Here is a 23,169-nt window from a genome sequence, read left to right as displayed (position 1 = left end):
CCGTATCCCGGGCATCCGGCGCCAAAGCGACCGGATCCCCCTTCATCCCGTCAATCCCCCTTCTGCGGCGGATCATTGGAACCCCTAGGGGACGGCGGGACGCCCGGCGGCCGGATTTTCCTCCCGCGCCCGGGGCATCGCACCCCGCCACCGGCAATCCGGCCGCCGACGCATGCGCGGCCTCTCAGCACAGCGAGCCGTCAATCCGTAAGCTGTGCCACGTCAGACGGTTGGCAGCGGAGGGGGCTCCCCACCGCAGGTAGGGGACGGACATGGCGATGATGCGGCTCCGACGCGAGGACCCGCGTGTCGTCGGGACGTTCCGGCTGCACCGCCGGCTCGGCGCGGGCGGGATGGGCGTGGTCTACCTCGGCTCGGACAAGCGCGGGCAGCGGGTGGCCCTCAAGGTGATCCGCCCGGACCTGGCGGAGGATCAGGAGTTCCGCTCCCGGTTCGCGCGGGAGGTCTCGGCCGCCCGGCGGATCCGCGGCGGCTGTACGGCCCGGCTGGTCGCGGCCGATCTCGACGCGGACCGCCCCTGGTTCGCCACCCAGTACGTCCCGGGGCCCTCGCTGCACGACAAGGTCAACGAAGAGGGCCCGCTGTCGCCCGCGCAGGTCGCCTCGGTCGGCGCCGCGCTCTCCGAGGGCCTGCTGGCCGTCCATGACGCGGGCGTGGTGCACCGCGACCTGAAGCCGTCCAACATCCTGCTGTCGCCCAAGGGCCCGCGGATCATCGACTTCGGTATCGCCTGGGCGACCGGCGCCAGCACCCTGACCCACGTCGGCACGGCCGTCGGCTCGCCGGGCTTCCTGGCGCCGGAGCAGGTGCGCGGGGCCGCGGTGACACCGGCGACGGACATCTTCGCGCTGGGCGCCACCCTCGCCTACGCCTGTACCGCGGACTCCCCCTTCGGGCAGGGAAGTTCGGAGGTCATGCTCTACCGCGTGGTCCACGAGGAGGCACAGCTCGCCGGGGTGCCGGACGCCTTGGCGCCGCTGCTCGCCTCGTGCCTGGCCAAGGATCCGGCGGACCGCCCCAGCACCCTGTCGCTGTCGCTGCGCCTCAAGGAGATCGCGGCCCGCGAGGCGCACGGCCCGTCGGGCGGGCTGCTGGAGAACGGAGCCGGTGCCGGGGCCGGTTGGGAGCGCGGGGAGCGCCGTCCCACGGACCGGCCGACCGGGCAGCGGGCCGAGGAGTACGCGCGCCAGCGCACCGAGCGGGGGACGGCCGGCGCCTCCGCGCCGCGTCCGCACCCGTCCCGGCCCCCGGCGCCGCGGAACGCACGGCCGTCCGGCCCGGCCTCGGCGGCGGGGCGCAACCCCCGGCGGCCCGGCGGGCGCACGGCGCGGCGGGTACCGGGTGCCGGGCCGCCCGGCCGCAGCGGCACGCGCACCCCGGTGCGGACGACGTCGGGCGGGCGCCGGCCGGGCCCCGACCGCCGGCTGCTGCGCCAGCGCGTCATCGTGTTCGTGGTGGTGACGCTGCTGGTGGCGCTCGGTATCGCGGCCGCCCAGGGGTGCCAGGGGCCGGCCGCCCATGGGCTGGGCGTGCCGCACTCGGTGCCGGACGCCTCCGCCGCGGCGGTGGGCATGCCCTACGGGGTGGGGGAACAGAACCCTTAGGGGTGGGGAGGCCCCCTGCGGAGCCTCAACTCGGTGGGGTGGGGTGGTATTCCCGTCAGGGAGGCGCTCGCGGGGCGGGAACGGGTCTTCGGCGGGGTGCGGAGAGCGATCCTGCGCCGGGGCGCGGGACGGGTCCTGCGCCGGGGCGCGGGGCGGGGCCTATGCCGGGGCGCGCGCGGGACGCGGCCTACGCCCGGCGGCCCGCCGCCACCGCGTAGAACGCCACCGCGGCGGCCGCTCCGACGTTGAGCGAGTCCACGCCGTGCGCCATCGGGATGCGGACCCATTCATCGGCGGCCCGCAGGGCGCCGGTGCTCAGGCCGCCGCCCTCGGCGCCCAGCATCAGCGCGGCGCGCTCCAGGGTGTGCACCGCGGCCTCGTCGATGCCGGTGGCCCGCTCGGCCGGGGTGAGGGCGAGCAGCTTGAAGCCCGCTTCCCGTACGGCGGCCAGGTCCCGGGGCCAGCTCTCCAGGCGGGCGTACGGCACCGAGAAGACCGCGCCCATCGAGACCTTCACCGAGCGGCGGTAGAGCGGGTCGGCACAGTCCGGGGAGAGCAGCACCGCGTCCATGCCCAGCGCCGCCGCGCTGCGGAAGATCGCACCGATGTTGGTGTGGTCGTTGACCGCTTCCATGACGACGATGCGCCGGGCGCCGGCGAGGAGTTCGGTGGCGTCCGGCAGCGGCTTGCGCTGCATGGAGGCCAGCGCGCCGCGGTGCACGTGATAGCCCGTCACCCGCTCGGCGAGGGCGGGGCTGACGGCGTAGACCGGTGCCGGGACTTCGTCGATCACATCGCGCATGACGTCGACCCACTTGGCCGAGAGGAGCATGGAGCGCATCGCGTAGCCGGCGTGCCGGGCCCGCCGGATGACCTTCTCGCCCTCGGCGATGAAGAGCCCTTCCGCGGGCTCGCGCCGGCGCCGCAGTTCGACGTCGGTCAGGCCGGTGTAGTCGGCCAGCCGCGGGTCGTCCGGGTCGTCGACGGTGATGATTTCTGCCACGGGGAGAGAGTGCCTTGTCGGAGTCGGGGATCACATACCGCGTACGGGATCGGTTACGTGTGGGTGGGCGCGGCCGCGACGGCGACGACGTCGCCGATGACGATGACGGCCGGCGGGCGGACGCCCTCGGCCCGTACGGTCTCGCCGAGCGTGGCGAGGGTGGCGTCGACCCGGCGCTGGGCGGCGGTGGTCCCCTCCTGGATGACGGCGGCGGGGGTGCCGGCGGGGCGGCCGTGCTCGATCAGCTTGGCGGCGATGGCGCCGCTGTTCTCGACACCCATCAGGACCACGAGGGTGCCGCGCAGCTTGGCGAGCGACGGCCAGTCGACCAGCGAGCGCGCGTCGTCGGGGGCGACATGGCCGCTGACGACGGTGAACTCGTGGGCGACGCCGCGGTGGGTGACGGGGATGCCGGCGGCGCCGGGCACCGAGATGGTGCTGGAGATGCCGGGGACGACGGTGCAGGGGATGCCGGCCTCGGCGAGCGCCTGGGCCTCCTCCATGCCGCGGCCGAAGACGAACGGGTCACCGCCCTTGAGCCGGACCACGGCCTTGCCGGCCTTCGCGTGCTCGATCAGCGCGTTGTTGATGGCCTCCTGGGCCATGAACCGCCCGTAGGGGATCTTTGCGGCGTCGATGACCTCGACATGCGGCGGGAGTTCGGCGAGCAGGTCGCGGGGGCCGAGCCGGTCGGCGATCACGACGTCGGCCTCGGCCAGCAGCCGGCGGCCGCGGACGGTGATCAGGTCGGGGTCGCCGGGACCGCCGCCGACCAGCGCCACGCCCGGGGTGTGCGGGCGGCGGTGGTGCGGGGCGGCGAGGCTGCCGTCGCGCAGGCCCTCGACGATGGCGTCGCGCACGGCGGCGGAGCGGCGCGGGTCGCGGCCGGTGAGCACGGCGACGGTGACGCCCTCGCTGCGGCCGGTGGCCGGGGTCCAGGCGGTGGCCGCCTCGGCGTCGTCGGAGCGTACGCACCACACCCGGCGGTCCTCGGCCTCCTGGGACGCGGCGGTGTTGGCCTCCGGGTCGTCGGTGGAGATCAGGGCGTACCAGGCGCCGTCGAGGTCGCCGTGCCGGTAACGGCGGCGCTCCCAGCGGACCTCGCCGGCGTCGGCCATCGCCTCGACGGACGGGGTGGCGGACGGGGAGATCAGCAGGACGTCGGCCCCCGCGGCGACGAGGGACGGGAGCCGGCGCTGGGCGACCTGTCCGGCGCCCAGGACGACCACCCGGCGGCCGGACAGCCGCAGTCCGACGGGGTAGGCGGCGTGTTCGGCGGCGTGATCGGCCATGGCGGTAGGGCTCCTTGTGCGGATGCTGCGGGTTCGGCGGCCGGCGCAGCCGCTGCGGCTCTGGAGCGGCTGGTGCGGGGGACGGCCCGGGGCGGTGGTACGGCCCCGGCCCACAGCCTATGGGGCTGCGGGCCGGGGGTCATGCGGAGGTGGGGCCTGATCAGGTCTTCTCGGTCACTCCGGCCGAGTCGAAGGTGGCGACCTCGTGCATGGCGCGGGCGGCGCTCTGCACCACGGGCAGCGCGAGCAGCGCGCCGGTGCCCTCGCCGAGGCGCAGGTCGAGGTCGACCAGCGGGCGCAGGCCCAGCTTGTTGAGGGCCGCGACATGGCCCGGCTCGGCGCTGCGGTGTCCCGCGATGCAGGCGGCCAGCGCCTCGGGGGCGATGGCGCGGGCGACCAGGGCGGCGGCACCGGCGCTGACTCCGTCGAGGATCACCGGCGTGCGCAGCGAGGCGCCGCCGAGGATCAGTCCGACGAGGGCGGCGTGTTCCAGGCCGCCGACCGCGGCGAGGACGCCGATGGGGTCGGCCGGGTCGGGCTGGTGGAGTTCCAGCGCGCGGCGGACGACATCGACCTTGCGGGCGTGGGTCTCGTCGTTGATGCCGGTGCCGCGGCCGGTGACCTCGACCGGGTCGACGCCGGTGTAGACGGCGATCAGCGCGGCGGAGGTGGTGGTGTTGGCGATGCCCATCTCGCCCGTGAGCAGCGCCTTGTTGCCGGCCGCGACGAGGTCGCGGGCGGTGTCGATGCCGACCTCGATGGCCTTGAGCACGTCCTCCTGGGTCATCGCCGGGCCGGCCGTGAAGTCGTCGGTGCCGGCGCGGACCTTGCGGGGCAGCAGCCCCGGGGTGGCGGGCAGGTCGCTCGCGACGCCGACGTCCACGACGCAGACCTCGGCGCCGACCTGGTTGGCGAAGGCGTTGCAGACCGCGCCGCCGCCCAGGAAGTTGGCGACCATCTGGCCGGTGACCTCCTGGGGCCAGGGGGTCACGCCCTGGGCGTGGACGCCGTGGTCCCCGGCGAAGATCGCCACGGCGGCGGGCTCCGGGATGGGCGGCGGGCACTTGCGGGACAGCCCGGAAAGCTGCGCGGAGATGATCTCCAGCATGCCGAGCGCCCCGGCGGGCTTGGTCATCCGCTTCTGCCGCTCCCAGGCCTCGCCGAGCGCCTTGGCGTCCAGCGGGCGGATGCCCTGCAGGGTCTCCTGGAGCAGGTCGTGCGGGCTTTCGCCGGGCAGCGCGCGCCGGCCGTAGGTCTCCTCGTGGACGACCCACGACAGCGGGCGGCGCTTGGACCAGCCGGCCTGCAGCAGCTCGGGCTCCTCGGGGAACTCGTCGACGTAGCCGATGCAGAGGTACGCGACGACTTCGAGGTGCTCGGGAAGGTCCAGTTCGCGGACCATCTCCCGCTCGTCGAAGAAGCTGACCCAGCCGACGCCCAGGCCCTCGGCGCGGGCGGCGAGCCAGAGGTTCTCGACGGCGAGCGCGGAGGAGTAGGGGGCCATCTGCGGCTGGGTGTGGCGGCCGAGGGTGTGCCGGCCGCCACGGGTGGAGTCGGCGGTGACGACGATGTTCACCGGCGTTTCGAGGATCGCCTCGATCTTCAGCTCGCGGAACTGCTTGGCGCGCGCCTTGGGCAGCGACTTGGCGTACGCCTCGCGCTGCCGCATGGCGAGCTGGTGCATCTTCTCGCGGGTCTCGTCCGAGCGGATGACCACGAAGTCCCAGGGCTGGGAGTGGCCGACGCTGGGGGCGGTGTGGGCCGCCTCCAGGACGCGCAGCAGCACTTCGTTGGGGATGGGGTCGCCGCGGAAGCCGTTGCGGATGTCACGGCGCTCGCGCATCACGCGGTGCACGGCGGCGCGCTCGGAGTCGTCGTACCCGACGGCCGGGGACGGCACCTCGGCCGCGTCGGAGGCGTCGGGGTCGCCGTCGTCGGACCGCTCACCGGCCGGCTGCGGCTGGTCGTCGCCGAGCTGGACGAGTTCGGCGAGGTCCTGCTGGTGGGGCGCCCCGTCGGCGGGGGCGTCGGGCGCGGGACCGGCCGTCGAGGGCTCGGCGGCCGCGGCGCGCGGGGCCGGGGCGTCCACGGACGACGGCTCGCCGGATGCCTGGGCCGGGATGTGGACGGCCACGGGCGGGGCGTCGGCGGCCGGGGCCTCGGGGGCCGCGGGCTCCGGGTCAGCGGCGGGCTCCGCGGCGTCCGCCGGCGTGGCGGCGTCCGCGGGTTCGCCGGTCGCCGGCTCCGCGGCGGGGGCGGTGTCCGGAGTCGCTTCGGCCACCGGGTCGTCCGGCCGACCGGGGGTGTCGGGGCCGTCCGCCGCGGGCTGTTCCGCGACGGCGGGGTCCGCGTCCTGCGGCGCGGCCTGCGCTGCGGGCGCCTCCGCGGTCTGCTGCCCGGCGGCGTCCACGGGGGCACCGGACTGCGGCTGTCCGGCGGCCGGTTCCTGCGCCTCGGGCGGCTCTATGACGGTCTGCTCCGTGTCCGGCTGCTCCGATTCCGCCTGGTCCACGGGCGCACCGGTCTCGTCGGCGGGCTGCTCGGCGGGGCCCTGGGGGGCGGTGACGGGCGCCGGGTCGACGGCGGGCTCGGCCACGGGGGCGTCCGTAGCGGCCTCGGCGGCGGGGGCTGCCTCGGGCGCGGCGCCCGCAGCAGCGGACTCCGGCGCGGCGGCCTCGGGCGTGACCGCCTCGGGCGCCGCGGCCTCGGGCTGCGGCGGGGCCTCGTCGGCGGCGGGGGCCGGGTCCGCGTCCGGTCCCTGGTCGGCGGGCTGTTCGTCCTGCGCCGCCGGGGCCGGATCGGCGGGGGCGTCGGCCGGCTGGGCGGGGGCGAACTCCTCCGCCGGGCCGACGGCTTCGGGCGCGACGGGGGCCGGGGCGTCGGCGGGCTGCGCCTGTGCCTCCGGGTCGGCCGCGGCTCCGGCGTCGGCTTCGGCTTCGGCTTCGGCTTCGGCTTCGGCGGGCAGGCTCTGGTCCACGGGCTGCTGCGGGCCCTCGGCGGCGACCGCCTCGGGCTGCTGGGCCGCCACGGGCGCCTCCGCCACGGGCGCCTCCGGCACGGCGGCATCCGCCACCGGGGCGTCCGGCACAACCGCTTCCGCCTCGGCCGCGGCAGCCGGCTCGACCGTCTCGGCGGGCTCGGCCGTCCCGACAGCCTCGGCCGCTCCGTCCTGACCGGCCTCGGCCGCGTCCGGCAGGGCGTCCGCGGCCACGTCCTGCGGCTGCTCGGGCGTCGCTGCCGCGGCTTCGCCCGGCGCGTCCTGACCGGCCTCGGTGGCTGCCGCGACGGCCGCGGCGTCACCGGCCTCCGCCACGCCCTCGGGCGGCAGCGGCATCGGCTGGGGGTGCTCGACGGGCAGCGCCTCGGCGGGCTGCGCCTCGGCAGGCAGCGCTTCGGCGGGCTGCGCCGGGTCCGGCAGGACGGGCGCCGCCTCGGCGGCAGGGGCGGCGGGTGCCTCGGGGGCGACCGTTTCTGCAAGCGGGGCCGCGGCCGCGGCCTGGGCGGCCGCCTCGTCCCACGACGGCACCTGCGACGGGATCTCGCCGAGCTGCGGGCCGGGCAACGGGCCCTGGCCCGCGGCCCCGTAGGTCTGCTCGGCGGACAGCTGCCCGCCGTAGTTCTGCTCGCCGTAGGGCTGCTGGCCGTACGACGGCGCCGGGAAGGTCTGCTCCGCCGCGGGCGCCTCGCCGTAGGGCTGCTCGGTGTACGGCAGGCCCGCGCCGGGCTGCTGCTCGCCGGCCGCGGCCTGGGGGCCGCCGGCCGGGGCGTCGAAGTACTCGGGTCCGCCGGTGGGCGGTCCGGCGTGCCGCGCGGCGGGCTGGGCGGGCGCGTCGGCCGGTCCGCGGTCGGCGAGCGAACGGACCACTCCGCCGGTCGGGTCGGGGACGGGCGGACCCATGTGCAGCGGTCGGCGCTGGGGGGTGGCGGGCGCGGCGGCGCGGCTCTGCTGCTGCGGTGCGGCGGGCTGCGGGATCCGGACGGCGCTGAGGTCGACGGAACCGGAGTCCCGGCCGCCGCTCTCGTGGTCGCCGGCCGGGGCGGGCATCGGCTCGAAGCCGGTGGCGGCCTGGGCTGCGGCGTCGAACGGCGCGGCCTGCTGGGGGTACTGGCCCGGGTGGGTCTCCTGCGGCTGCGGGAGCGGCTGGGGGGCCGGCTGCTCGCTCCAGGCGCCCTGGGCGCCCGGCATCAGCAGCAGATCGTCGTCCTCGGCGACGCCGTCGGCCTGGTCGACGTAGGGGTATGCGCCGGGCGGGGGCACCAGGCCCGGCAGCTCCGTCGGTCCGGCGTCGGCAGGGGAGGGAGCGGCCGCCGGCTGCGGCTGCCCGGGATGTCCGCCTGCGTTCTCCGGCTGCCCCTCGCCCGGGACCTGGCCGGTGTCGGTCATGCGTACCCCTCGCCCATTGGTAGTGCTCCTTCCAACCGCTCGTGCGACGCGCTCGACCGGGGCGCGCCGACGCCCCGATAGCTAGAACGAGCGAGCACGCCTCGCGGCACGTCCGCTCTCCAGAGCTTCATATTCGGCCAAAACCACGGCATTTTCCGGATATTGGCGTACGAAGCCGAATGCGGAACGGCGGCGCAACGATCCGCCAGCCTACCTCGCGCGGGTTGCCGTGCTGGTCATGGGTGAGAAACGCGATATCCGCTGAGCAAAAACACCACGGACCGCTCGCGTTCGACCCAGGCGGAGGTGTCCAGGTCCACGGACTGCAGCAACGCGCACTCGACGTCGTAGCCGCCGTCGGCCAGCGCCCGGCCCAGCGCCTCGGCCTCGTCGCGGGTGGCGGCGTGGGTGACGATCCGTTCGGGGCGGCGGGCCGCGCAGGCGGTCAGCACCTCCGCTCCCCCGGCGCCGACCCGGATCACGTCGGGCTCGGGCAGGTCCTCCAGGATCTGCGGCGCCCGTCCGTGGACGGCCTGGAGTTGGACGCCGTGGCGGCGGGCGAGGGCGGTGGCGCGTGCGCAGGCGTCCGGGTCGGCGTCCACCGCGATGACGGCGGCGCCGAAGCGCGCGGCCTCCACGGCGGCGGCTCCGCCGCCCGTGCCGATGTCCCAGACCAGGTCGCCCACCTGCGGTCCGAGTCTGGCGAGTTGGGCGGTGCGCAGCTGGACGGACTCCCCCTCGCCCAGGGCGCCGCCGTAGGCGCCGGCCGGAAGTCCCCAGCCGCGCGGGCCGGCCGGATGGCCCACCTCGCGGCCGGCGATCCAGCCGGTCCCCTGGGCCGCGGCGCCGCCGGGCGAACCGCCCACGACAATCACGACATTGGGGTCACGCCAGACATGGTCCGCCACCTTGTCCGAGGTGAGGACGGTCACCCGCTCACGGTCGGTTCCCAGATCCTCGCAGATCACGAAGGTGCGGTGGACGCCCCCGAGCAGCAGGGCGAGTTCGGCCGGCCCGGCGCCGGGCGAGGTGAGCACCGCGACCTTGGTGTGGGCGCGGCAGACGTTCACCGCGCGGCGCAGGTCGCGGCTGTGGGCGACGACGACCTGGGCGTCGTCCCAGGGCATGCCGGCCCGCGCGAAGGCGGCGGCGACGGAGGAGACCGCGGGCACCACTTCGACTTCCAGGCCGTGCTCGGGTGCCCGCAGGGTGCGTACGACGCCGAAGAACCCGGGGTCGCCGTCGGCGAGCACGACGGCGGTGCCGCGGTGCTGGGCGATGCGGCGGGCGGCCAGGGTCACGCTGCCGAGCCGGATCCGCTCGGCGTGCGGCGGGACTTCGGGCAGGGCGAGGTGGTGGGCGGCGCCGGCCACCAGGGTGGCGGCGCCGAGGGCGGAGCGGGCGGCGGCGGTCAGCGCGGAGCCGTCCCATCCGATCACCGTGACCCGGTCGGCCATGCTCGTCAGTCTCCTGGGGCTGCAGTGGTGACGCGCGCGGCGTCGGCGGGCGGGGCGGCCGCGGGCGGCCGCAGGCCGGTGGGGTGCCGCCGGGGTGCGCCGGACCGCGCGGGTCGCGCAGGTGCGCGGCAGGGCGAGAGTACCCCGAGAGGAAGGGACCGGAGCGCGGGCCCGGGTCAGTTCCACCCGGGGTAGGGGAATCCGTTCGCGTCCGCCGACGGGCCGGGGACGCCGTCGAGGTCCTCGGGCAGCAGGCTCCAGACGATGAGATCGGTGCGGATGTCGGCCCAGCCGCCGTCCTCGGTGCGGCTGCGGGCGATGAAGGCGTTGCGCAGCACGCCCTCGCTGATGCAGCCGATCTTCTGGGCGACCTGCTGGGCGGCGGTGTTGTCGGCGGCGGTGCGCAGCTCGATGCGTTCGAACTTCTGGTCGCGGAAGAGCCAGTGGGCGACGGCGAGCGAGGCCTCGCAGGCGTATCCCTCGCCGCGGGCCCAGGAGGCGACGGCATAGCTCATCTCGCTGGAGCGGATCCGCCAGTCGGTGTGGCGCAGTTGGACGACGCCGACCAGGCGCTGGGTGAGGAACTCGGTGACCGCGAAGTCGACGCCGCGGCCGGCGGCCCGCTCGGCGGGGGCGCTCTCGTCGGTCCAGGCGCGGGCGGCGTCCTCGGGGTACGGCTGGGGTATCGCGGTCCAGGCGGCGATCAGCTCGTCGTTCATCATCGCGGTGAGGGCCGGTACGTCGGCCTCCTCGAAGGGGCGCAGCACCAACCGGTCCGTGCTGATGGAGATGTCCGGAAAGGTCGATGTCATGCCGCTGCTCCCACGCCGTTGACTGTGGTGTCCGGACCGTCGCGGGCTGTGAGACCGCGAGGTCACGGCCGTCTTGACCGTCTTGAGTGCACCAGCATGCAGCATCGGCCCGCGGGTGTGCCACGCGCGTGGACCCCGGCCGCGCGCGGCGCGGGTCCGGGGCCCGTCGGCCGCGCGACCGGCGGGGCACCCTCCGGTGACCTGCGCAGGGGCGGCCGTACGCCCCCGCCGCCCACCCCCGGTGGGGAGTGGGCGGCGGGGGAAAACGTCAGGACGGGAGCGGCGTCAGCTCTTGGCGGGGCCGAAGGCCGGGATGACCGAGCCGTCCTTGTACTTGTCCTCGATGAACTTCTTGACCTCGGGGGAGTTCAGGAGCTTGGCCAGCTTCTTGATCCGCGGGTCGTTCTCGTTGCCCTTCTTGACGGCGAGGAAGTTGGCGTAGGGGTTGCCCTTCGCCTTCTCCAGGGCCAGCGCGTCGGTGGAGGGCTTGAGGTGGGCGCCGATGGCGAAGTTGCCGTTGATGATCGCGGCGTCGACGTCGTCGATGCGCGGCGCGGTCTGGGCGGCCTCCAGCTCCGTGATCTTGATGCCCTTGTCGTCCTTGACGTCGGTCAGCTTGGCGTCGGAGCCGACGCCGGGCTTGAGGGTGATCACACCGTTGTCGGCGAGCAGCTTGAGCGCGCGGCCCTCGTTGGACGGGTCGTTGGGCACCGAGACGGTGCTGCCGGACTTGAGCTGGGAGAGCTTGTCGATCTTCTTGGAGTAGACGCCGAGCGGCTCGATGAGCACGTTCTGCACGGGCACGATGTGCGTGCCGTTCTCCTTGTTGAAGGTGTCGAGGAACGGCTTGTGCTGGAAGAAGTTGGCGTCGACCTGGCCGTCGTCGGTGACCTTGTTCGGGATCTTGTAGTCGTTGAACGGCTTGACGACGAGCTTGAGGCCCGCCTTGTCCGCCAGCTCGTTCTTGACGAAGTCGAGGATGGTGCCGTGCGGCGTGGGGCTCGCGGCGACCACGAGCGGGGCGTTCTTGTCGCCCTTGTCGCTGCTGGCGGTGGTGTCGGAGGGGGCGCTGCAGGCGCTCGCGCCGAGGGCGACGGCGGAGGCGGCGGCTATGGCGACGGAGATCTTGAGGGTGTTGCGCACGAAGAGTGCCTCTTTCTTGTTCGCACGCGGGGGTTCACGTGCGGTGTCCGCCCGGCAAAGGGTCCGGGCTCGGGGGTGGAGCGGTGGCTCCGGGGTGGGTCAGGCCGCCTCGGTGACGGCCGCGGGCTCCTCGGCACGGGCGCGGCGCAGACCGACCCGCAGGGAGGAGGAACGGGTCCCGCGCCCGGCGAGCCGGCGGACGACGAGGTCACCGAGCAGCTGGACGAGGGAGACGAGGAGGATCAGCTCCACCACGGTGGCGATCATCAGCGAGGTCTCGTACTGCTGATAGCCGTAGGTGTAGGCGAGGTTGCCCAGGCCGCCGCCGCCGACCGCGCCGGCGATCGCGGAGTAGCCGATCAGCTGGATGACGAGCGTGGTGACGCCCGCGATCAGCGCGGGCAGCGCCTGCGGGAGGAGGACCTTGAAGACGATGGTCCAGGTGCCGCCGCCCATGGCGTGGGCGGCCTCGACCAGGCCGCCGTCGACCTCGCGCAGCGCGGCCTCCACCAGCCGGGCGAAGAACGGGATGGCGGCGAGGGCCAGCGGGACCACCGCGCCGGTCGGGCCGATCGAGACGCCGACGAGGAGCCGGGTGAAGGGGATCAGCACCACGATCAGGATCAGGAACGGGAAGGACCGGCCGATGTTCGCGATCGCGCCGAGCACCTTGTTGACCACGACGTTCTGCAGGACGGCGCCACGCTGGGTCAGGTGCAGCAGCACACCGACCGGGATGCCGAAGAGCACCGCGTAGAACGTCGACCACCACACCATGAACAGGGTGTCGAGCGTGTTGTCGTACAGCAGCGGCTGCATCTCGGTCCAGGTCACTTGGCACCTTCCTTCACCAGCGGGGCGCCGGCCGGGGCGGAACTCAGCGCGTGGTCGGCGGCTTGGCCGGCGACATCGGCCACGTCCACCTGCAGTCCCTGCTCGCGCAGGAAGCCGATGGGCACGACGTTCTCCTCGAAGGGGCCGGGCAGCTCGATGCGCATCCGGCCGACCTGCTTGCCGCCGACGGTGTCCATGGCGGCGCCGAGGATGGAGATGTCGACGTTGTAGGTCCGCGACAGCTCGGAGATCACCGGGCGGGTGGCGGCCGAGCCGTGGAAGGTGATGTCGACGACGGTGCGGTCGTCGGCCGAGGGCTCGCCGCCGACCGGGAACAGCTCCCTGGCCAGCTCGGAGCCGGGGGTGGCGAGCAGCTCGGCGACGGTGCCCTGCTCGACGACCCGGCCGTTCTTCATCAGCGCGGCCGAGTCGCAGATCGACTTGACCACGTCCATCTCGTGCGTGATCAGCACGATGGTCAGGCCGAGCTTGCGGTTGAGGTCGCGCAGCAGCTGGAGGATGGAGCGGGTGGTCTCCGGGTCCAGGGCGCTGGTGGCCTCGTCGGAGAGCAGCACCTTGGGGTCGCCGGCCAGCGCGCGGGCGATGCCGACGCGCTGCTTCTGGCCGCCGGAGAGCTGGGCGGGGTAGGCCTTGGCCTTGTCGGCGAGGCCGACCAGGTCCAGCAGTTCCAGCGCCTTGCGGGAGCGCTCGCGGCGGTCGACCTTGAGGATCTCCAGCGGCAGCTCCACGTTGTCCTGGACGGTGCGCGAGGACAGCAGGTTGAAGTGCTGGAAGACCATGCCGATGTGGCTGCGGGCGGCGCGCAGCGGGGCACTGGCGCGCTTGCCGCGCCCGGCGAGGGACGTCAGCTCCTGGCCGGCGACGGTGACCGTGCCGGAGGTGGGGCGCTCCAGGAGGTTGAGGCAGCGGATGAGGGTGGACTTGCCGGCGCCGCTCTGGCCGATGACGCCGTACACCTCGCCCTCGCGGACGTGCAGATCGACGCCGTCCAGGGCGGTGACTTCGCGGTCTCCTGAACGGTAGACCTTGGTCAGGCCCGTTGTGGTGATCACTAGGGAATTCCGTCACTGTCGAGTGCTCGGCGGCTCGCCCGCCGGGCACGGGGCATTCTTGCGAGTGCGGCAGAGGGGAACGGGGAGCGGCGGCGGGCGCGGGGCCCGGCTCCGGGTTCCGGTGACGCGGGGCGGCCGTGGGCGCCGGGAGGACGGCGTACGGCACATGGCAGGGTCTCGCTTCGGGGCGCGAGGCTCAGGCGGGGGCCCTCAGCGGTCACACATTCGACACATGCAACGAGCACCGGGCGTCAGGTACGCCTCGGTCGCAGGGGTGCGGTTGCTCGTCGTGGTCATGGCGGCAAGTAAACCAGACAGCGGTACGGCCCGATCAAGCCAGTCCGGATGGCGGACAGGCTTGATCGATCCGTGGACAGCGCCTCACGGCGCGAGGGTGATCTCCACCGATCCGTCCGTGGCCTGGGCCGACACGTCCGCGAGCGTACCGACGACGGCGTCCGCCGACAGCTCGTCGGCCCGGTGCGTTGTGGTCAACGCCACGGTCACCATCCCGGCCGCGCGGCCCGCCGTCAGCCCGGCCGGCGCGTCCTCGAAGACCACGCAGCGGGCCGGGTCCGCCCCGAGCCGCTCGGCCGCGAGCAGGAACGGCTCCGGGTCGGGCTTGCCCCGGCTGATGTCATCGGCGGCTATCAGGGTCTTGGCGCGGATGCCGGCCTCGTCGAGCCGGGCCTCGGCCAGCCGCCGGCTCGCCGAGGTCACCACGGCCCACCGCTCGGCGGGCAGGCTCTCCAGCAGGGCGAGAGTGCCGGGCAGCGCCGCGACTCCCCCGGCGGCGTCCTCGACCTCCAGCTGCTCGATCCGGGCCACCGCCCCGGGCACCCGGTCCGCGGGCAGCAGATCGGCGATGATCTCCGCCGCCGGGCGGCCGTGCGTCTGGATCCGGGCGAAGTCCTGCTCGGTGATGCCGTACTCCGTCGCCCACCGGGTCCAGCAGCGCCGGACGGACTCCAGGGAGGAGATCAGAGTGCCGTCGTTGTCGAACAGGAGCGCATCAGCGGTGATCTTCATACTGCCCGAGCGTACGGGGCACGGCGGGGCCGACGGCGGCCGCCCGCCCGGAGCCGATTAGCATCGCCTCATGCCCCACAACCCCCTCGTGCGCAGCCGTGCGGCCCGGAGGTCCCGGTGATCGACGCGCTGACGATCGCGGTCGCGGTGACCGCTCTCGCGCTGGCCGCGTGGTGCGGCCTCGCCGCCTTCCGCGACCAGCCCACCAAGGACTGGCACTTCATCGGCATGGCGCTGGTGTCGGTCCTCGGCCTCGTCCAACTGGTCGTCGCCGTCGTGCAGTTGTCGCGCGGAGAGTCGCCGGACAAGGGCACCGCGCTCTTCGTGGCGTATCTGCTCGGGGCGGCGGCCTGTGTCCCGGCGACCGGGTTCATGTCGCTCTCGGAGCGCACCCGCTGGGGGTCGGCCACCGTCGCGGCGGGCGCCGTGGTGCTGGCCGTGCTGGAAGTACGGCTGTTCGACATCTGGGGAGGCGGCAGTGCCTGAGACCACGGCGACCACGGCGGGGGACGGCCCCGCGGCCACCGCACCGGCGAGGCGTTCCCTGGGCACCGGCCCGGGGCGCCTGCTGGTCACGCTCTACGGCGTCTTCACCGTCGCGGCCGCGTCCCGCTCCCTCTACCAGCTCCTCGCCCAGTTCGACCGGGCCCCGCTGGCCTACGTCCTGTCGGCGCTCTCCGCGGTCGTCTACGGGTTCATCACCTTCTCGCTGGTGCGCGGCGGCGAGGGCGCCCGCCGGGCCGCGCTCGCCTGCTGCGCGCTGGAGCTGCTCGGGGTGCTCGGCATCGGCACCTGGACGCTGCTCGACCCCTCCGCGTTCCCCGACGCCACGGTCTGGTCCGACTACGGCATGGGCTACCTCTTCATCCCGGTCATCCTGCCCGTCACCGGGCTGATGTGGCTGCGCCGGGCGCGTACGGAGCGGCCCGCCGGCTGAGCGGAGGCGAAAGGGGAGGACGGACCCGTGCGGCCCGCCCTCCCCTTTTTTCACGCCCCGGCGGCCGCACGCCCCGGCGGCTTCGCTCCCGGCGGCCTCACGCCTGGGCGGCGAACTCCCCCCGGCTCGGCGCCTGCGGTGCCGCCGCGGCCCCGGCCCCGGCCCCGACGGGAAGCTCCTTCTCCAGCGTCACCACGCTGAGCCGCGGCGTGCGCTGCTCGGTGCCCACGGGCACATAGCCGCGGCTGCGGTACAGCCGCAGGTTGCCCTCGCTGCGGTGGCCGGTGAACAGCCGGCAGCGGGTCGCCGACCGCTCCCTCGCCAGCCGCTCCTCGACCGCGTCGAGCAGCCGTCCGCCCAGGCCGTGCCGCTGCATCCGCGGATGCACGATGAGCTTGGCGATCCGCGCGGTGCCGTCCTCGTCGACCGTGCCGCGCACGGACCCCACCACCTCCGCGCCGAGCCTGGCCACCACGACGCAGCCCTCGCCCAGTTCGGCGCGCAGCGCCTGCAGCGTCTGGGTCAGCGGCTCGATGCCGTAGTCGTCGTACAGCGCGGCTTCCTGCTGGTAGCAGAGGAACTGGAGTTTGAGGATCTGCTCGGCGTCCTGGTCGGTCGCCGCAGAGATGGTCACGCTCGTGCCCATGCGCGTATGCCTCCCCTATTCGGTTCGCGGGTCCGGGCGCCGAGGGTGAGAGGGGTGCGCCCGGAACGATGTGCCCTGACGGACGGCGCCGTGGGGTACCCGTCGCCGTCATGGCGTGGCTGACACTGCTCCTTCCGGGATCCCCGGTATGTGGCAGCGGCAATCTCCGCCGCGAGCATTCTGCGCGGGCGGACACGGCGGACGGAACGGACCGGCACCCGGCTCTCCTGTGACATTCCCAACTCAGATGAGAACGCGGGGAGCCGGCGCCGGCCCGTCCGCCGTCCCGGCCGGGCCGGGCACGGCCGGTCAGCGCTTGCGGAACTCCGCGGCCGCCAGCAGCGCGGTGTCGGGGTTGTCGGAGAACAGGCCGTCGATGCCGGTGCCCAGGAGCGCCTTGAAGAAGCGGAGGGAGTCGCCGTAGGCGTTCGGGTCGCTGCCGCGCCGGAAGTCGGTCGGCAGGAAGGTGTTCTCGTTGCGGACCGTGTACGGGTGCAGCACCAGTCCGGCGGCGTGCGCGTCCTCGACCACGGAGCTGGGCTCGCCGAGCTTGCCGTCGGCGGTCCGCGGGATGATCACGGTCAGGTCCGGGCCGATGCCCTGGGCGAAGCCGGCGAGCCACTTCAGCCCGTCGGGCTTGACCAGGTCGGCGACGGTGCGCGGGTCACCGGACGCGGTGAAGTCCCAGGGGCGGTCCTTGAGCGTGCCCAGCAGGACGACCTTGGGGCAGTCGACGAGCTTGCCCAGGCGCTGGATGCTGCTGGGTTCGAAGGACTGCAGGAAGTTCGGCGAGTGCTTGCGGTGCCGGCCGTGCGCCCGCAGAGCCTTCGCCAGCCGCTCCTCCAGGCCGAGGCCGAGCCCCCGGAAGTAGGTGGGGTGCTTGGTCTCGATGTGCAGCCAGACGGGGCGGCCCCGCTTGCGGCCCTCGCGCTCGGCCCACTGGAGGACCTCCTCGAACGTCGGCACCTCCCACACACCGTCGTAGAGGGTGTTGTGCTGACGGGTGCCCGGTATGCGCTCCTTGGCGCGCAGCGTCTTGAGCTCCGCGAGCGTGAAGTCCTCGGTGAACCAGCCGGTCAGCTTGGTGCCGTCGACGGTCTTGGTGGTCTTGCGGTCCGCGAACTCGGGGTGCGCGGAGACGTCGGTGGTGGCGGTGATGTCGTTCTCGTGACGGCAGACCAGGTGCCCGTCCTTGGTGGGGACGAGGTCCTGCTCGATGACGTCCGCGCCCATGTCGAGGGCGAGTTGGTAGGAGCCGAAGGTGTGCTCGGGGCGGTAGCCGCTGGCGCCGCGGTGGCCGACGATCAGCGGGACCGGCAGTTCCCTGGGCACGCCGTCGCGCGTGCGGGCGCTCGCCTGGCCCGCCGCGCCGAAGACCGCCGCTCCCGCGCCGAGGGCCGCGGCCCCCAGCACCGTCCGTCGTCCCGGCTGCTGCCACTTGTGCATGCCCACGCTCCTTGTCCGAGGTGTATCGGTGTGTTCCGGGTGCTTCCGGGTGTTTTCCGGTGTGCGGTCAGGCGTGTTGCACACCGGCCCACGGAACCGGGCCGATCGTAAGCACGGACGGGTCATGCCGGGGAGACGGCCGCCGACACAGGGGGGAACATGGTGGTAACACACGTCAACCGCGGGTCAACTGTGCGTATCGACCTCGTGAACCCGACGTGCGAGCGGGAGTGACCCGCGAGTATTGTCCTGGGCTGCAGAGTTCTGCGCCCGTTTGACGTTGACCAGTCGCGACCCGGAGGGCCCGTTGTCCCGCATTGTGCTGAAGGCGATTCTCGGATTCGTCATGCGTGTCCTGTACCGCCCGAAGGTGGAGGGCATGGAGCGCATTCCGGCGACCGGACCGGTGATCCTGGCCGGCAATCACGTCACCTTCATCGACTCGCTGTTCCTGAGCCTGGTGGTCAAGCGCCCGGTGTACTTCATCGGCAAGGACGAGTACGTCACCGGCAAGGGCGTCAAGGGCCGGCTGATGGCCTGGTTCTTCACCAGCGCCGGCATGATCCCGGTGGACCGGGACGGCGGGCACGGCGGGGTCGCCGCGCTGATGACCGGCCGCCGGGTACTGGAGGAGGGCAGCGTCTTCGGCATCTACCCCGAGGGCACCCGCTCCCCCGACGGCCGCCTCTACCGCGGCCGTACGGGCATCGCCCGGCTCACCCTGATGACCGGCGCCCCCGTCGTCCCGTTCGCGATGATCGGCACCGACAAGGTGCAGCCCGGTGGCAAGGGCCGCCCGCACATCGCGCCGGTGACGGTGCGCTTCGGCGAGCCGCTGGACTTCTCCCGCTACGACGGCATGGACCGCGACCGCTATGTGCTGCGCGCCGTCACCGACGAGGTGATGAGCGACGTCATGGAGCTGTCCGGCCAGGAGTACGTCGACATCTACGCCACCAAGGCCAGGGCCGCCTGACCGCACCCGCTCCCTACGCCACGGGCCCCGTCCGCTCTCCGGACGGGGCCCGCGTCGTGTGCCGGTGCGGTCAGCAGGGCACCCGGAATCCGCCGGGCGCGCGCTGGCCCTCGGCGCCGCCGGTCAGCGCCGTGCGCAGCGCCACCTCGGGCCGCGGCACCAGGGCGCTCCCGGCCCGCAGGAGCTGCCGGCGCTGGGTGACGGTTCCGGTCCGGGCGCCGGGCACCCCCGCGTTCTTGGCCCGCACCCGGTCCAACGGGGCGGGCTTCAGCTGCTTCTCGGTGCGGACGTAGGCGATGAAGCTCTCGAAGTCGCGGGTGTGCCGGACCGGTGCGGTGAAGCCGGTGAAGGCGCTGAAGCCGTCCTGGTTGATGAGGGTGTACGAGGGGGCGGCGAGGCGGTAGCTGCGGGTGAGGCTGAGCGCGCGGCCGTCGATGAAGACGTCGGCCGGGTCGATCCGCCGGCCGACCGGCCCCGCGGCGTCGAAGGTGTAGCGGACGTTGCCGGAGACGGCCAGCGGGGAGAAGCCGAGGCCGCCGCCGGCGATCGGCGCCCACTGCTCCTCCAGGGCGTCGTGGATCTGCCGGCCGGTGACGGTGACGGTCAGGATCGGGTCGCCGAAGCCCACGGAGTTCCAGGCCTGCGCGAAGGTGACGGTGCCGTCCGTCTCCTGGTCGCGGATCAGGTCGCCGGCGATCACGGCCTGGCCGACGCGCGGCGCGACCGCGATCACGGCGAGGTCGGCGGGGGTGTTGGGGTGGTCGGCGGGGTCGTCCATCGGGCCGTGCGGCTGCCGGCCCGCCCACAGGGCCCAGTCGGCGACGAGGTTGCCCATGGTGGACTCCCCCAGCGCGTTGCGCCGCCGGGTGAAGGAGGCGGTCTGGGTGCCGATCTTGCTGCGGGCGCGCCGGGAGGCGTAGTCGGCCCAGTAGCCGGCGATCTCGCGCAGCTCCTTGTCCGGCGTCACATCGCGGGTGTTGGGGTGGTTGGTGGAGGTGGTCAGCTCCCGGACCACCGCTCCGGTGTCCGGGTCGAGGCGCAGGTTGATCTCGTTGATGAGCTGGCCGTAGCAGCCCGCCTCGACGAAGGGGCGCGGGTCGCCGTTGGGGTCGGGCAGCATCATGGTGAAGGCGCAGTGCCAGTGGCCGGTGACGATGGCGTCGATGTCGGGCGAGGCCCGCAGCGCCAGTTCGTAGGCGGGCCCCGAGGGGTTCTTGCCGCTGTTGAAGTCGCTGCCGGCCACAGCGCCGTCGTGCATGCTGAGCACGATCGCGTGGACGCCGCGCGACTTGAGTTCGGCGGCGCAGCGGTTGGCGGTCTCCAGCTCGTCCAGGGTGCGCAGCCCCGGCTGGTAGGAGCCGGGGAAGGACTCGGTGCCGATCGCGGTCAGGTGGATGAAGCCGATCGCCAGCCGGCGGCCGCGGCCGGCGTTCACGTACTCGATGTTGTACGGCGCCAGTACGGTCTCGCCGGTCGCGTTCCAGACCATGTTGGCGCTGTAGTAGGGGAACTTCGCGCCCTCGAAGCGGCGTCCGGTGGAGTCCTTGAAGTCGTCGTCCCGGCCGACGACCGGATAGGCGTCGCCGTCGCCCATGTGCGAGGTCAGGAAGGTCGCCGACTTGTCGAACTCGTGGTTGCCGGCCGAGGCGAAGTCCAGGCCCATGGCGTTGAGCGCCTCGATGGTGGGCTCGTCGGCGAAGGAGGAGGCGTCGAACTCCCAGCCGGAGAAGAGGTCGCCGGGGGCGAAGAACAGCGAGTTGTCGCGGCCGTCTCTGAGCCGTTCCAGGTGGGCGGCCATATAGGCGACGCCGCCCACGGTGTACTTCTTGCCGCCGGCGCCGGTGATGACGGAGTTGGCGCCCGGGGCACCCTGCAGATAGCCGTGCAGATCGGTGATGTTGAGGAGCTGGACGTCGACGTATTCGTCGGCGGTGGCCGCGTCGCGGGCGTGGCCGGTGGCGTAGGCGTTGCTGCCGATGGCGCTCGCGGTGGCGAGGGCCCCCGCGGCGGTGAAGAAGGAGCGTCGTCCGATGTCGCGCACTGCGTCACTCTCCTGTGGCCGTCCGTAGGGGGACGACGGGAGAGTCAAACGGGCCGCACGGGACGGCCGGTCACCAGCACACGTACCGGGCGTGAACGGGCGAGGGACAGTCGCCCCCAGGGCGTGTCCCGTGGATCATGGCGGGTGCGGGGCACCCCGATCCACCAGACACGCCCTGGGGGGCGGTCAGGGCCCGCCGTCCGGCGGAGCGGACGCGGGGCCTACGGCGTCACGGACGCTGTGCCTGTCCTGCGGCCGCGGAGCCGGAGCCGCGGCCCGGCTCGCGGCCGGACGCGGCGAGCGCGGGGGCGGACGGGGCCGGGCTGTTCGCCAGCTCCTGGCCGCGCAGCAGGAACCAGGCGGCCACCGCGGCGGCCAGCAGGACCGCCGCGCCCACCCCGGCCGCGACGTCCACCCCGGCGACGAAGGAGTCCTGCGCGGCCTTCACCAGCGCCGCGGCCTGGTCGGCGGGGAGGTGGCGGGCCGCCTCGAAGGCGCCGCCGAGCGATTCGCGGGCGGCGTCGGCGGTCGGTCCGGGGACGCCGAGCGGTGTGGTGAAGCCCCGGTAGATGCTGGTGACGATGGAGCCCAGCAGGGCGATGCCGAGGGCGGCGCCGAGTTCGTAGGCGGTCTCGGAGACCGCGGAGGCGGCGCCGGCCTCCTCCTTGGGGACGCTGGAGAGGATCACATCGGCGGTGACGGTGAAGGAGAAGCCGGCGCCGACGCCGACCACGAAGAGGATGAGGCACAGCGCTGCGGTGCCGGTGTCGGCGTGCAGGGTGGTGCAGCCGACCAGCGAGAGCCCGACCACGGCGAGGCCGCCGGCCACCACGATCCGTACGGACAGCCTCCGGGCGACCCAGCCGGCGGCCAGGCCGGCGCCCACCGCGCCGATCGCGGCCGGGAGTTCGGTGAGCCCGGCGTTCAGCGGCGAGCGCAGCTGCACCATCTGCAGGAACTGGGAGAGGAAGAAGACCAGGCCGGACAGCCCGAGGATGGTCAGCAGATCGGCGAGCACCGCCCCGGAGAAGCCGCGGTGCGAAAAGAGCTTCATGTTCAGCAGCGGCGAGGCCAGGGTGAGCTGCCGGCGGACGAAGACGAACAGCGCGAGCACCCCGATGACGGCCGCCAGCGCGATGTCCCAGCGGTAACCCTCCACCGCCGCTTCCTTGATGGCGTAGACGACGGCGACGATGCCCACCAGGGCCAGCAGCACGCTGGGGATGTCCCAGGGACCGGGGTCCGGGTTGCGGGACTCCGGGATGACCCGGGCGCCGACGGCCACCAGCAGCGCCATCACCGGCAGGTTGATCAGGAAGACCGACCCCCACCAGAAGTGCCCCAGCAGGAACCCGCCGAGGACCGGTCCGACGGCCATGCCGGCCGAGGCCATCGCGCCCCAGATGCCGATGGCCAGGCTGCGTTCCCTGGGGTCGTGGAAGAGGTTGCGGATCAGCGCCAGGGTGGCCGGCATCAGCGTGGCGCCGGCCACGCCCTGCAGCGCACGGGCGGCGATCATCATCTCGGGGGTGGTGGCGTACGCGGCGAGCACCGACATCGCGCCGAAGCCGACGGAGCCGATCAGCAGCAGCTTCTTGCGGCCGATGCGGTCGCCGAGGCTGCCCATGGAGACCAGCAGGCCGGCGATGACGAAGGAGTAGATGTCACCGATCCACAGCAGCTGCGTCCCGGACGGCCGGAGGTCCTCGCTGAGGAACGGGGTGGCGAGGCCGAGGACCGTGGCGTCGACGCCGACCAGCAGGACGGCGAGGACGAGGACGGCCAGCGCGAGCCAGCGGCCCGGCCGGGGCTGGTCGTCCACATGAGCCGAACCGGCCGGTTCTGACGCTATGGTCTCGGTCATTTCTCCATGCTCCGTCGGATGCCGCCGAGCAGCAGCTCGGCAATCGAGTGGGTGAGGTCGTTGCGGGCGACCCGTCCTTCGTGGACGGCGTAGGCGCCCGCGCCGATCAGGCCGTAGAAGGCTTCGGTGAGCCAAGCGGCGCTCAGGTCGATCCGGAAGTCGCCCTCTTCCTGGCCGCGGCGGAACAGGGCGGCGATCCGGGCGTCCAGCTCCGCCCAGCCGGCGTTGATCTCGCCGTCCTCGAAGAGCTGGTTCTCGGTGAAGAGGAAGGCGAGCACGGCGGCGACCGGCTCGGCCTCGGCGACCAGCCGGCGCAGCGCCGAGGCGGCGTCGCCCTCCTCCAGCCGCGCCGCGTCCATCGCCTGGACGAACTGCGCGATGCCGTGCTCCTCCAGCGCCCGGATCAGGGCGTCCCGTCCGGCGAAGTGCCGGTGCAGGGTCGCGCGGCTGATGCCGGCGGCGCGGGCGATCTCGTCCATCGGCGTCGACGCCCGGCGCGTGAGCAGCGCGGCGGCTTCCTTGAGTACCCGTTCACGGTCCACGGCCATGAGACACACAGTACCCGAATGAGACACTCATGTCTCATCACGGACGCCCCGCACGCACG

The 23,169-nt window shown here is 73.8% G+C and carries 18 protein-coding genes; 4 read left to right on the top strand and 14 right to left on the bottom strand.

The window, feature by feature from the left end:
• Positions 1 to 272 precede the first annotated feature (272 nt).
• Positions 273 to 1,625 (top strand): serine/threonine-protein kinase, encoded by a 1,353-nt coding sequence (locus tag K7396_RS29555; protein WP_152105107.1) that lies wholly within the window; start codon positions 273 to 275, stop codon positions 1,623 to 1,625.
• A 187-nt stretch (positions 1,626 to 1,812) separates the two neighbouring features.
• Here K7396_RS29555 and K7396_RS29550 read toward each other — a convergent pair whose 3' ends face one another.
• The 9 genes from K7396_RS29550 to K7396_RS29505 form a co-directional block, all read right to left on the bottom strand.
• Positions 1,813 to 2,628 carry a TrmH family RNA methyltransferase gene (locus K7396_RS29550; protein WP_086721729.1) on the bottom strand — a complete coding sequence of 272 codons (816 nt, stop codon included), beginning with the start codon at positions 2,626 to 2,628 and terminating at the stop codon, positions 1,813 to 1,815.
• A gap of 53 nt (positions 2,629 to 2,681) precedes the next feature.
• Positions 2,682 to 3,920, bottom strand: coding sequence for a uroporphyrinogen-III C-methyltransferase (gene cobA, locus K7396_RS29545; protein ID WP_086721730.1), 1,239 nt, complete (start codon positions 3,918 to 3,920; stop codon positions 2,682 to 2,684).
• 160 nt (positions 3,921 to 4,080) lie between these two features.
• Positions 4,081 to 8,304, bottom strand: coding sequence for a nicotinate-nucleotide--dimethylbenzimidazole phosphoribosyltransferase (cobT, locus tag K7396_RS29540; RefSeq protein WP_152105108.1), 4,224 nt, complete (start codon positions 8,302 to 8,304; stop codon positions 4,081 to 4,083).
• 236 nt (positions 8,305 to 8,540) lie between these two features.
• Positions 8,541 to 9,761, bottom strand: coding sequence for a precorrin-6y C5,15-methyltransferase (decarboxylating) subunit CbiE (gene cbiE, locus K7396_RS29535; RefSeq protein ID WP_086720388.1), 1,221 nt, complete (start codon positions 9,759 to 9,761; stop codon positions 8,541 to 8,543).
• A gap of 176 nt (positions 9,762 to 9,937) precedes the next feature.
• Positions 9,938 to 10,573 carry a GNAT family N-acetyltransferase gene (locus tag K7396_RS29530; RefSeq protein ID WP_086720387.1) on the bottom strand — a complete coding sequence of 212 codons (636 nt, stop codon included), beginning with the start codon at positions 10,571 to 10,573 and terminating at the stop codon, positions 9,938 to 9,940.
• A 285-nt stretch (positions 10,574 to 10,858) separates the two neighbouring features.
• A complete protein-coding gene (locus K7396_RS29520; protein ID WP_086720386.1) occupies positions 10,859 to 11,716 on the bottom strand; it encodes a MetQ/NlpA family ABC transporter substrate-binding protein in 858 nt (285 codons plus the stop codon).
• 99 nt (positions 11,717 to 11,815) lie between these two features.
• Positions 11,816 to 12,550, bottom strand: a complete 735-nt coding sequence (locus K7396_RS29515; RefSeq protein ID WP_086720385.1) for a methionine ABC transporter permease — start codon at positions 12,548 to 12,550, stop codon at positions 11,816 to 11,818.
• On the bottom strand, positions 12,547 to 13,623 hold the full coding sequence (locus tag K7396_RS29510; RefSeq protein ID WP_086720384.1) for a methionine ABC transporter ATP-binding protein: 1,077 nt from the start codon (positions 13,621 to 13,623) through the stop codon (positions 12,547 to 12,549). Before K7396_RS29510 ends, K7396_RS29515 begins: the two co-directional genes overlap by 4 nt.
• A 381-nt stretch (positions 13,624 to 14,004) precedes the next feature.
• Positions 14,005 to 14,652: an HAD family hydrolase gene (locus tag K7396_RS29505; RefSeq protein ID WP_086720383.1), complete on the bottom strand. Its 648-nt coding sequence runs from the start codon at positions 14,650 to 14,652 to the stop codon at positions 14,005 to 14,007.
• 117 nt (positions 14,653 to 14,769) lie between these two features.
• On the opposite strand from K7396_RS29505, the gene K7396_RS29500 reads away from it, so the two are divergent.
• The gene (locus K7396_RS29500; RefSeq protein WP_086720382.1) at positions 14,770 to 15,138 is read left to right on the top strand and encodes a hypothetical protein; all 369 of its coding nucleotides are present in this window, start codon (positions 14,770 to 14,772) and stop codon (positions 15,136 to 15,138) included.
• Positions 15,131 to 15,589, top strand: a complete 459-nt coding sequence (locus tag K7396_RS29495; protein WP_086720381.1) for a hypothetical protein — start codon at positions 15,131 to 15,133, stop codon at positions 15,587 to 15,589. Before K7396_RS29500 ends, K7396_RS29495 begins: the two co-directional genes overlap by 8 nt.
• Positions 15,590 to 15,686: 97 nt before the next feature.
• Here the strand turns inward: K7396_RS29495 and K7396_RS29490 are convergent, their stop codons facing one another.
• Positions 15,687 to 16,235, bottom strand: coding sequence for a GNAT family N-acetyltransferase (locus tag K7396_RS29490; RefSeq protein WP_086720380.1), 549 nt, complete (start codon positions 16,233 to 16,235; stop codon positions 15,687 to 15,689).
• A 309-nt stretch (positions 16,236 to 16,544) separates the two neighbouring features.
• Positions 16,545 to 17,681: a glycerophosphodiester phosphodiesterase gene (locus K7396_RS29485; protein ID WP_086720379.1), complete on the bottom strand. Its 1,137-nt coding sequence runs from the start codon at positions 17,679 to 17,681 to the stop codon at positions 16,545 to 16,547.
• Positions 17,682 to 17,988: 307 nt separating this feature from the next.
• Between K7396_RS29485 and K7396_RS29480 the strand changes: the two genes are divergently transcribed.
• Positions 17,989 to 18,657, top strand: coding sequence for a lysophospholipid acyltransferase family protein (locus K7396_RS29480; protein ID WP_086720378.1), 669 nt, complete (start codon positions 17,989 to 17,991; stop codon positions 18,655 to 18,657).
• A 70-nt stretch (positions 18,658 to 18,727) separates the two neighbouring features.
• Here the strand turns inward: K7396_RS29480 and K7396_RS29475 are convergent, their stop codons facing one another.
• The 3 genes from K7396_RS29475 to K7396_RS29465 form a co-directional block, all read right to left on the bottom strand.
• Positions 18,728 to 20,698, bottom strand: a complete 1,971-nt coding sequence (locus tag K7396_RS29475; RefSeq protein ID WP_086720377.1) for a bifunctional metallophosphatase/5'-nucleotidase — start codon at positions 20,696 to 20,698, stop codon at positions 18,728 to 18,730.
• A gap of 229 nt (positions 20,699 to 20,927) precedes the next feature.
• A complete protein-coding gene (locus tag K7396_RS29470) occupies positions 20,928 to 22,562 on the bottom strand; it encodes an MFS transporter (RefSeq protein ID WP_086720376.1) in 1,635 nt (544 codons plus the stop codon).
• Positions 22,559 to 23,110 carry a TetR/AcrR family transcriptional regulator gene (locus K7396_RS29465; RefSeq protein WP_086720375.1) on the bottom strand — a complete coding sequence of 184 codons (552 nt, stop codon included), beginning with the start codon at positions 23,108 to 23,110 and terminating at the stop codon, positions 22,559 to 22,561. The genes K7396_RS29470 and K7396_RS29465 overlap by 4 nt, the downstream gene beginning before the upstream one ends.
• Positions 23,111 to 23,169: the final 59 nt, after the last annotated feature.

It is taken from the genome of Streptomyces angustmyceticus (assembly GCF_019933235.1).
GTDB classification, from domain to species: domain Bacteria; phylum Actinomycetota; class Actinomycetes; order Streptomycetales; family Streptomycetaceae; genus Streptomyces; species Streptomyces angustmyceticus.
This window is presented reverse-complemented; position numbering and strand designations above follow the sequence as displayed.